Source organism: Mycobacterium sp. NGS54 (assembly GCF_059812465.1).
Genome location: NZ_JCALCS010000007.1, coordinates 538,706 through 547,196, shown reverse-complemented (window position 1 = coordinate 547,196; position 8,491 = coordinate 538,706). Strand labels below are relative to the sequence as shown.

9 protein-coding genes and 1 pseudogene are annotated in these 8,491 nt (G+C 68.4%); 6 read left to right on the top strand and 4 right to left on the bottom strand.

The annotated features are described in order from the left end of the window. Both AC5Y5E_RS24635 and AC5Y5E_RS24630 read right to left on the bottom strand, forming a co-directional pair. Nucleotides 1-786: serine/threonine-protein kinase (locus AC5Y5E_RS24635; protein WP_499905702.1), on the bottom strand; the 786-nt coding region annotated here is incomplete at its 3' end. A gap of 39 nt (nucleotides 787-825) precedes the next feature. Then, nucleotides 826-1,686: an IclR family transcriptional regulator gene (locus AC5Y5E_RS24630; protein WP_499905701.1), complete on the bottom strand. Its 861-nt coding sequence runs from the start codon at nucleotides 1,684-1,686 to the stop codon at nucleotides 826-828. Between the two features lie 127 nt (nucleotides 1,687-1,813). Between AC5Y5E_RS24630 and AC5Y5E_RS24625 the strand changes: the two are divergent. The 3 genes and pseudogenes from AC5Y5E_RS24625 to AC5Y5E_RS24615 form a co-directional block, all read left to right on the top strand. Beyond that, nucleotides 1,814-1,966, top strand: a pseudogene (locus tag AC5Y5E_RS24625) (zinc-binding dehydrogenase); the annotation flags it as partial. After that, a complete protein-coding gene (locus tag AC5Y5E_RS24620) occupies nucleotides 1,963-2,376 on the top strand; it encodes a nuclear transport factor 2 family protein (RefSeq protein ID WP_499905700.1) in 414 nt (137 codons plus the stop codon). The pseudogene AC5Y5E_RS24625 and the gene AC5Y5E_RS24620, both read left to right, overlap by 4 nt. Next, nucleotides 2,377-3,195, top strand: a complete 819-nt coding sequence (locus AC5Y5E_RS24615; RefSeq protein WP_499905698.1) for an SDR family NAD(P)-dependent oxidoreductase — start codon at nucleotides 2,377-2,379, stop codon at nucleotides 3,193-3,195. It abuts the gene before it with no gap. Here AC5Y5E_RS24615 and AC5Y5E_RS24610 read toward each other — a convergent pair. Then, nucleotides 3,124-3,642, bottom strand: a complete 519-nt coding sequence (locus AC5Y5E_RS24610) for a hypothetical protein (protein WP_499905762.1) — start codon at nucleotides 3,640-3,642, stop codon at nucleotides 3,124-3,126. The two genes, AC5Y5E_RS24615 and AC5Y5E_RS24610, sit on opposite strands and share 72 nt — an antisense overlap. On the opposite strand from AC5Y5E_RS24610, the gene AC5Y5E_RS24605 reads away from it, so the two are divergent. The 3 genes from AC5Y5E_RS24605 (at nucleotide 3,545) to AC5Y5E_RS24595 (ending at nucleotide 7,187) form a co-directional block, all read left to right on the top strand. After that, a complete protein-coding gene (locus tag AC5Y5E_RS24605; protein ID WP_499905696.1) occupies nucleotides 3,545-4,855 on the top strand; it encodes a calcium:cation antiporter family protein in 1,311 nt (436 codons plus the stop codon). The genes AC5Y5E_RS24610 and AC5Y5E_RS24605 overlap by 98 nt on opposite strands. Nucleotides 4,856-4,877: 22 nt before the next feature. Further along, entirely contained in the window at nucleotides 4,878-5,723 is an 846-nt protein-coding gene (locus tag AC5Y5E_RS24600; protein WP_499905694.1) for an SDR family oxidoreductase, read from the top strand. A gap of 63 nt (nucleotides 5,724-5,786) precedes the next feature. After that, on the top strand, nucleotides 5,787-7,187 hold the full coding sequence (locus AC5Y5E_RS24595; protein ID WP_499905692.1) for a DUF2252 domain-containing protein: 1,401 nt from the start codon (nucleotides 5,787-5,789) through the stop codon (nucleotides 7,185-7,187). An 11-nt stretch (nucleotides 7,188-7,198) separates the two neighbouring features. Here the strand turns inward: AC5Y5E_RS24595 and AC5Y5E_RS24590 are convergent, their stop codons facing one another. Then, nucleotides 7,199-8,479, bottom strand: a complete 1,281-nt coding sequence (locus AC5Y5E_RS24590) for a cytochrome P450 (protein ID WP_499905691.1) — start codon at nucleotides 8,477-8,479, stop codon at nucleotides 7,199-7,201. Between the last annotated feature and the right edge of the window lie 12 nt (nucleotides 8,480-8,491).

Genomic DNA, 8,491 nt, shown 5'->3' with positions numbered 1-8,491 from the left:
GAATCGGGCCGCCGGGTCCTTGGCCATCGCGATGGCGATCACCCGGTCCAGCGCGTCGGGCAGCGACGGTACCGCGTGGGTCACCTGCGGCGGCGGGCTGAACAGGTGCGCCATCATCACCGCGGCCGCGCCGTTCGTGGCCGGGAATGGTGTCTGGCCCGTCAGCAGCCGAAACAGGGCGCAACCCAGCGAGTAGATGTCGACGCGGCCGTCGATCGGCGCGTTGGACAGCACCTCGGGTGCCGCGTAGGCGACGGTGGCCATCACCGAGCCGGTCGCGGTCAGCCCGACATCGTCGAAGGCGCGGGCAATTCCGAAGTCACCCAGCAGGACTCGCTCCTCGGGACCTGTCGGGCCGGACAGCAGGAAGTTGCCCGGCTTGATGTCACGGTGCACCACGTTGTGGGCGTGGGCGAAGTCGAGCGCCTTGGCGACCTCGCCGATGATGTGCACGGCCCGCTGCGGGGCCATCGTCCCCTCGCGCAGCGCCGCGTCGGCGTCGGTGCCGTCGACGAATTGCATCGCGATCCATAGCTGGCCGTCTTCGGTCTGCCCGCGGTTGTAGACCGACACGATCTGGGGGTGCTCGAGCGAGGCGGCCGTGTCGGCCTCACGAATGAACCGGGCCCGAAAATCGGGATCGCGCGACAGCTCGGACGAGAGCACTTTCAGCGCGGTCTGGCGGGGCAGGCTCGGGTCGGCCGCCAGGTACACCGTGCCCATCCCGCCGGCGCCCAGCACCCGCTCGATGCGGTACCCGCACACCACTGACCCGCTTGTCAGCACCCGAACACCCTACGGTCACCCCCTGTCCGTACGGCTAACTTAGACGGTTCGATCCACCGCATGCCGTTGCGATCGGGTGATCGCCGCCGTTTCGTCGGTGAGTTTCTCGCCGATGAGCCGGATCTGCCTCGCGCTGAGCGGGCACAGCGGATGCACGGCCAGCATCAGGGCCGCCTGTCCACGATGGTCGAAAACCGGTGCGGCGATGGTGACCACGGGTTGCTTGCGCCGACCGGGATTGTCGTCGGAGAGGAAGCCGATGGTGGTGAACTCGGCGAGCAGCTGATCCAGGATATGGCGCACCGGAGTCGGCATCTCGTGGTGATCCAGGCCGCCGACCGCTCGGACGGCCTGAGCCAGCGCGGGGGTTGTCCAGTCGACGTCGAACCCCCGTTCCCGGGTGTGCTCCAGAACGCGTTCGAGGCGCTCGACGCGGTCGGTGTTATCGCCGGCGCCGCGACGGATCCATGCCCGTTGTTCCTCCTCGCCGTCCCAGGCGGCGAGCGCGACGCCGAAGGGCGGGGCGTAGGGAATGCGATCGCCCGGGATGCCCGCCGGCTGCGTCGCGGGGTCGCCCTCGACGGCGGTCACCACCAGCGAATCACCGAATCGCTCGACCACCGAGCCGGTGTAGCCGACGTCGCGGGAGAGTCGCAGCACCGCGGAACGGGCGGCATGCGCGAGGGGGCGGGCGGTGTCGGTGCGCGCGGCAACCACGGCGAGCGCGGGGCCGAGGGTGAAGGTCTTCGCGACGGGGTCGCGGCTGACCCAGCCCCGGTCGCACAGCGTCTTCAGGATCGCGTGGGCCGTCGCCTGGGTGAGATCGAGCTCGCGCACGACGTCGGAGAAGCGCAGCGGCGCATCCGGCGACCGGGCCAGGAGCTCGATGACATCGAGCACTCGCGCGGTCGGCGCCGACGGCGATCCGCGAATGTCTTGACTCCTTTGGGGCGACGTTCATATGGTTACTCCGAGCATTCGAGATCTTATGTCGATTATTCGAGAAAATAAACGGGGCTGATGCGTTACCCTCGACGCCATCGCGTCGGGACGGCTCGATCCGCTGACGAGCGTCGGCAAGGTCATCGCGCTCGACGAGGTGCCCGGCGCGCTCGAGTTGGCCCGCCGCTCACACGGCCCACCACGCATCGTGGTCCATCCGAATGGAGACGTCTCGTGAGCGAAACCGACCACCGGCAACAAATCTCGGATCTGCTCGTTCGCTACGCGACCGGGATCGACCGGCGCGACTGGCCACTGTTTCGAACGGTATTCACCGAGGACTGCGAACTCGACTACGGCGAGATCGGCGCGTGGAGCGGCGTCGACGCCGTCACCGACTTCATGGACAAGACGCACGCCCTGGCGGGCCATACGCTGCACCGCTTGACCAACCAGGTCATCACGGTGAACGGCGACCAGGCCACGGCGCGCACCTACGTCGACGCCCTGATCATGTTCGCCGACAACCAATCCGGTGCCAACGGGATCGGCTATTACGACGACGACATCGTCCGCACCGCCGACGGTTGGCGCATCGCGCGGCGGCGCTTCACCGTCGTGCGCGTGAGCACAGTTGGGAGCCCTTAGGTGACGTTCGCAACCAAGTACGGGCCGTGGGCGCTGGTCGCCGGGGCTTCCGACGGCCTGGGCGCCGCGTTCGCCGCGGGGCTGGCCGAGCGCGGGGTCAATGTGGTGCTGCTGGCCCGCCGCCAATCGGCGCTGGACGCCGTCGCCGCGGAGATCGGTTCCCGCAGCGGGGTCGAAACACGCACTCTCGCTCTCGATCTCGCGCAGCCGGGCGCGGCATCGTCGATCGCCGCGGCCACCAGCGATCTGGAGATCGGCTTTCTCGTGTGCTGCGCGGGCGCCGACCCGAATTATGAGCCGTTCCTTGCCAACCCGATCGAGGCCGCCGAGGCGATGGTCCAACGCAACTGCATGGTGCCGATGCAGTTGTGCCACCACTTCGCGCCCGCGATGGTCGAGCGAGGCAGCGGCGGCATCGTCATCTTCGGGTCCGGCGCCGGGTTGGCCGGGGGGCCCAACATGGTGGCCTACGGGGCATCCAAGGCGTTCGACATGGTCTTCGCCGAGGCGTTGTGGGCCGAGTTGCACGACAAAGGCGTCGACGTCGTGGGCCTGATCCTCGGCAAAACCGACACGCCCGCGCTGCGCCGGCTCGAACACAGTCGCGGCCAGATAAGTTCGCCCGACGACACACCAGCGGGTTCCGCCGCCGTGGACGATGTGATCGCGGAGGCCTTCGAAAACCTCGCCAACGGCCCGACCTGGTTCGTCGGCGACGTCATGCGCGCCGCCGAGCAGCTGACGAGTTCACTGACCCGCAATCAGACCGTCGAACTCTTCGCACAGGCCGCGGCCGCGGCGATGGGTCCGCCGGGTTAACCGTTCCCCGGGGAACCCGGAGCTGCGGCGGCGCGTCGAAGTTAATCGAGCTATCTGTGCCGCGGTCGATCCATCGGTGGCGCAAAACGCGCCGGGCCGCGGTGCGGTCGGCCCAAAACGCCACGGCAGGGCCACGAAAGGTTTGCCAAAGTTTCGGATCAGCCGGCCCGAACTTTCCGTCCCGGCCGGAGTGGCCAGCGAAGACGGAACGCGTGCGGCCGCCGCTTCGGCTCTCGGATCGCGTTGCTGGGTCACGATTTCGCGGGTAGGTTTGGGTGCAGTTCGCCACGGCATGCGAGCCAACGCAATCACCAATGATCGGCACCCCTCTTCGAGTTGAAGGATGACGATGCCGGCCACCGACAGGTCCGCTGCCAGCGTCGCGACGACATCGCGCGCGCGGCGATTCACCTTGATCCGCTCGACGCTCATCACCGCGATCTTCATCGCCCCGGCGGTGGTCACCCGAATCGCCGGCCTGCACCTGGACCCGGTCGCCGCCCTCCTGATCTACGGGGCCGCGGTGGTCGCGGCCAGCTTTCTGCTGGCGTGGGCCGCCGAGGCCGCGCAGATCGACGTCTCCGGCGGGCTGGCGATCGCGGTGCTCGCGCTGGTGGCCGTGCTGCCCGAATACGCCGTGGACCTCTACTACGCCTATGTATCCGGCCACGATCCGGATTACACCCAGTACGCCGCCGCGAACATGACCGGGTCCAACCGGCTGCTGATGGGGCTGGGCTGGCCCGTCGTGGTGCTGGTCAGCATCGTCGTCGCGCGACGGGCGGGCGCAGGCAAATCCGCTCCCAAATCCGCCGCGGTCGAATTGGAGCCCGCCAATCGCGTCGAACTCGGCTTCCTGCTGATCGCCGGCATCGCCGCATTCGTGATGCCGGCGACCGGACAAATCCACATGGCGCTGGGGCTGGCGCTGCTGGCCTGGTTCGGCTTCTACCTTTACAAGATCGGCCACGGCGACGTGGAGGAGCCGGACCTCGTCGGCACCGCGGCCGCGCTCGGGGAGCTGCCCCATCGCGTTCGGCGCGTCGCGGTCATCGGTCTCTTCGCGACATCGGGCGCCGTGATTCTGCTGTGCGCCAAGCCGTTCGCCGACAACCTCGTCGCGGCGGGCACCGAGCTCGGCATCGACCGGTTCCTGCTCGTCCAGTGGCTCGCGCCGCTGGCATCGGAAGCCCCCGAGTTCATCATCGCGGTCATCTTCGCCTCCCGCGGCAAGGGCACGGCGGCGATCGCCACGCTGATCTCCTCCAAGGTCAACCAGTGGACGCTGCTGATCGGATCGCTGCCCGTGGCACACGTCCTCGGCGGCGGCGGATTCTCGCTGACGCTGGACTCCCGCCAGGTCGAGGAGGTGCTGCTCACGGCCACCCAGACGCTGATGGGCGTCGCGCTGATCCTGGGGCTGCGTTTCTCCCGGGTCGCCGCGTGCGCGTTGCTGACGTTGTTCTTCGTCCAGTTCCCGCTCGTCTCGACGCGGGAGCGGCTGCTGTTGTGCGGTGTCTACGTCGCGGTGGCCGTGGTGGGCCTGGTCGTCAACCGCCGCCACCTCGTCGCCACGTTCCGGGCGCCGTTCGTCGGCAGGGCGATCCGCCACACTGGCCGCCCCCATCACGACGCGGAGAGCCCGTCGCTCCCGAGGTAGCGCACCCGTATACGGTCCACGTATGAAACGAGTGTCGGTGATCACCGGCGGTGCCGGCGGCATGGGTCTGGCCACGGCCAAAGTCGTTGGCCGCGAACACACCGTGGTCCTCTGCGACGTGCGGCAGGACCGCCTGGACAGCGCGGCCGCAACCCTGCAAGGCCTCGGGATGACTCCGACGGCCGTCAACTGTGACGTCACCGACCGCGATGCCGTCGCGGACCTGCTCGACACCGCAACCGGGCTCGGGACGGTCGGTTCGGTCATCCACACCGCCGGCGTCAGTCCGAGCATGGGTCCCGCCGACTACGTCATGCGGACCAATGCGGTCGGCACCATCAACGTCGACGAGGCGTTTTACGAGATCGCCGGTGAGGGCGCGGTGGTCGTCAACGTGGCGTCCATGTCGGCCTACATGCTCCCGGCGGAAATCGTTCCAACACACAAATTTCCGCTGGCCCTTGAAGACTCCGAGGCCTTCATGGCGGCCATGCTGAAGGCGTGCGACATCGCGCCCGAGGAGGCCCGGTCGGGCCTCGCCTACGCGCTGAGCAAAACCTTCGTCAAGTGGTACAGCCAGGCGCAGGCGGAGCGATTCAACGCGCGCGGGCTGCGCATCGTCTCCGTTTCGCCGGGGTCGACCGACACCGAGATGGGCCGGCTGGAGGAGCAGGCCGGGGCCGGCGCGATGGTCGCCGACGCCGCCGTCCCGCGTTGGGGCAAGCCCGAGGAGATGGCCGAGCTACTCGCGTTCTGCGCCAGCGACAAAGCGGGTTACCTGACCGGCACCGACATCCTCAACGACGGCGGGGTGATCGCGTCGATGACGGAGCGGGCCAGGGCGGCCGCCGCGAATCAGACGAGGTAGTAGAGCTCGGCGTCGTCAGCCTGAAGGTAAGTAGGAAGCGCGCACGGTATCTATGCTGAGCGGATGCCGCAACGGGCGTTGCGTGACCGCCTGATCGAACTGGAAGCACCGGGCGAGGATGTGGCGCGCGGTCGGGCGCTGCGCAAGACCGTTCCCAGGCGCGCGCTCGCGCAGCTGACGCCCGCGAACCGGTCGGCGGCGGAAATCCTCGTGGCCCAAAACGACGGGCGGCTAAGCGAACTCGTCCCGCTGCGGTTCGCCCGCATGCTCGCCGACCCGTTCTCGTTCTACCGCGGGTCAGCGGCGGTCATGGCCGCCGACCTGGCCGCCAGCCCTACCAGCGGGATCGAAGTCATGTGCTGCGGCGACGCGCACGTGTCGAACTTCGGCATGTACGCCGCGCCGGACCGCTCAATCGTGTTCGACCTGAACGACTTCGACGAGGCCGCCGTGGCGCCCGGGGAGTGGGACGTCAAGCGCCTGGTCACCAGCGCGATCGTCGGGGGCCGCCACGCGGGGTATCCGGCCAAAGCGATCCGCGGCTGCGTCGAACAGACGCTGGTGGGCTACCAGACGAGCCTGGAGGCGATGCTCGAGGAGATGAATGTGCTGGACCGCTACTACCTGCGCGTGGAACCCGAGCACTACACCGGGAAGGTGTCCAAGGGCCTGCAGGCGGTGATTGAGAAGACGATATCTCAGGCGCGCACCCGAACGTCGGCGCGAGTCTTCCGGCGGATCACGGAGATTGGCCCCGACGGGACCCCGCGGCTGCGGGAGGCGCCTCCGGTCTTGCAGCATGTCGACGAGGAGACCGAAGCGCCGTTGCTGGACGCGGTACGGGAGTATCTGGCCGCGGTGCCGGCCGACGTGGCGCTGCTGCTGTCGCACTTTCGGATCACTGATGTCGCGCTGCGCGTCGTCGGCGTCGGCAGCGTGGGCACCCGGTGTTACCTGGTCATCCTGGTCGGCCCCAACGGAACACCGCTGATCCTGCAGATCAAAGAGGCCACGCGGTCGGTGCTCGAGGAATACGGCGGGTGGGCTCAGCCGGACAGCCTCAACGCGGCCGTCGAAGCCAAGGGGCAGGGGGTGCGCGTCATCGACGGCCAGCAGATCCTGCAGGCGATGTCGGATGTATTTCTCGGGACGACTCGCAAGGACGGGCGCGACTACTACGTCCGCCAGTTCCACGACATGAAGGGCAGCATCGACACCGAAGGCATGTCGGCGGCCACCTTCTCCGAATACGTCGTCGCCTGTGCGGTGCTGCTGGCGCGCGCGCACTCGCAGAGCGCCAACGCATCGGTCTTGCGCGGTTACGTCGGCACCAGCAGCGCGGTGCACGACGCGGTCGCCGAGTGGTCCTACGCGTACGCCGACAAGTCACTCGACGATTTTCACCGGCTGCGCGCGGCGGCCGCGGCCGGCGACATCGAGGTGGCCGACGATCCCGCCCGCTGAGAAGCCGCGGCTCACGCGGGCGTCAGGCGGACCGCCAGGCGCGTCGGTCCGCGGAGCAAACTATTGGTGGACCATTGCGGCGCCCCGACCACGGAGATTCGGCTGACTTGGGTCACCAATTCACGCAGCACCGCCTGGGCCTCCATGCGCGTCAATTGCGCTCCGATGCACAGGTGCGCACCGAACCCAAAAGTCATGTGCTGGCCAGGGTTTCGAGTCACCCGGAACGCGTCGGGTTCGTCGAACGCCCGCGGATCCCGATTGGCCGCGCCGATCGACAGCATGATCCGCGCACCCGCGGGAATCGTGGTATCCCCGACCCGGTAGTCGCGCAGGGCGGTGCGATACACGTTCTGCGCCGGTGACAGGTAGCGCAGTAACTCCTCGACCGCCATCGGTATCAGGTCGGGATCGGCGCGCAGCAGGTCATACTGCTCCGGGTTGGCGGCCAGGGTGTCGAACATGCCGCCGAGCAGGTTGGTCGTGGTCTCGTTGCCGGCCAGAAGCAACAGCATCGCGAAGTAGAACAACTCGCGGTCGGGCAGCGAGCCGGCCGCGTTCTCCGCCAACAGCCGTCCCAGGATCGTGTCCGAGCCCTTCAGGCCGCCGACGGCGAACTGCCGAGTGAAATAGCGGTGCATCGCCCACGAACCGCGCACCGAGACCGCGAGCTTGCGGGCACCGCGTGCCGTGAGGTCGATGTCGGTAACCTGTACCGACTCCTCGGACCACCGCCGAAAGTCGTCGACATCGGTGTCGGGAACGCCCAACAACTGGGCGATGAGACGCACCGGCATCGGTATCGCCAGCCGCTGCACCACGTCGCAACCCGGGTTGGCCACGACGTCGTGGACCGTCTCTGCGGCCAGCCTGTCGATGATCGGGCGCCAGCTGTCGAGCGCGGCCTTGGTGAAGGCCGGCAGTACCTGACGGCGCTGCCGGGTGTGCGCTTCGCCGTCGAGCGAGACCAGGATCGGCGTGCGTATCCGGGTCAGCATGGGTCCGTCGGCACTGGACAGTTTCGCGTCGTCGCGGGCGGCCGCCCGGACATCGTCCAGCCGGCTCAGGACAAACACCCTGCGCCTGGGGTTGTACTGCACCCGGGCGCCGGCGTGCAGGCGGCGATAGGCCTCGTGTGGCTGGGCCGCCGTCGCCGCATCCAGCGGATCGTAGGCGGTGATGTCCGCATCGAGCGGCAGGCGCCGTCGGGCGCCCGTGGCATTGGCCAGCGCGGCGCCGGCCAGCGTGCGGGCCGCCGAGCCGGTGAAGCGAACCCCGTCAGTGAGCGCCATCGATCACCTAAC

Bases quoted from the DNA above. Each gene is read 5' to 3' on its own strand.
- AC5Y5E_RS24605 (WP_499905696.1), top strand. From the start codon at position 3,545: ATGCCGGCCACCGACAGGTCCGCTGCCAGCGTCGCGACGACATCGCGC.
- AC5Y5E_RS24610 (WP_499905762.1), bottom strand. From the start codon at position 3,642: ATGAAGATCGCGGTGATGAGCGTCGAGCGGATCAAGGTGAATCGCCGC.
- AC5Y5E_RS24600 (WP_499905694.1), top strand. From the start codon at position 4,878: ATGAAACGAGTGTCGGTGATCACCGGCGGTGCCGGCGGCATGGGTCTG.
- AC5Y5E_RS24595 (WP_499905692.1), top strand. From the start codon at position 5,787: ATGCCGCAACGGGCGTTGCGTGACCGCCTGATCGAACTGGAAGCACCG.
- AC5Y5E_RS24590 (WP_499905691.1), bottom strand. From the start codon at position 8,479: ATGGCGCTCACTGACGGGGTTCGCTTCACCGGCTCGGCGGCCCGCACG.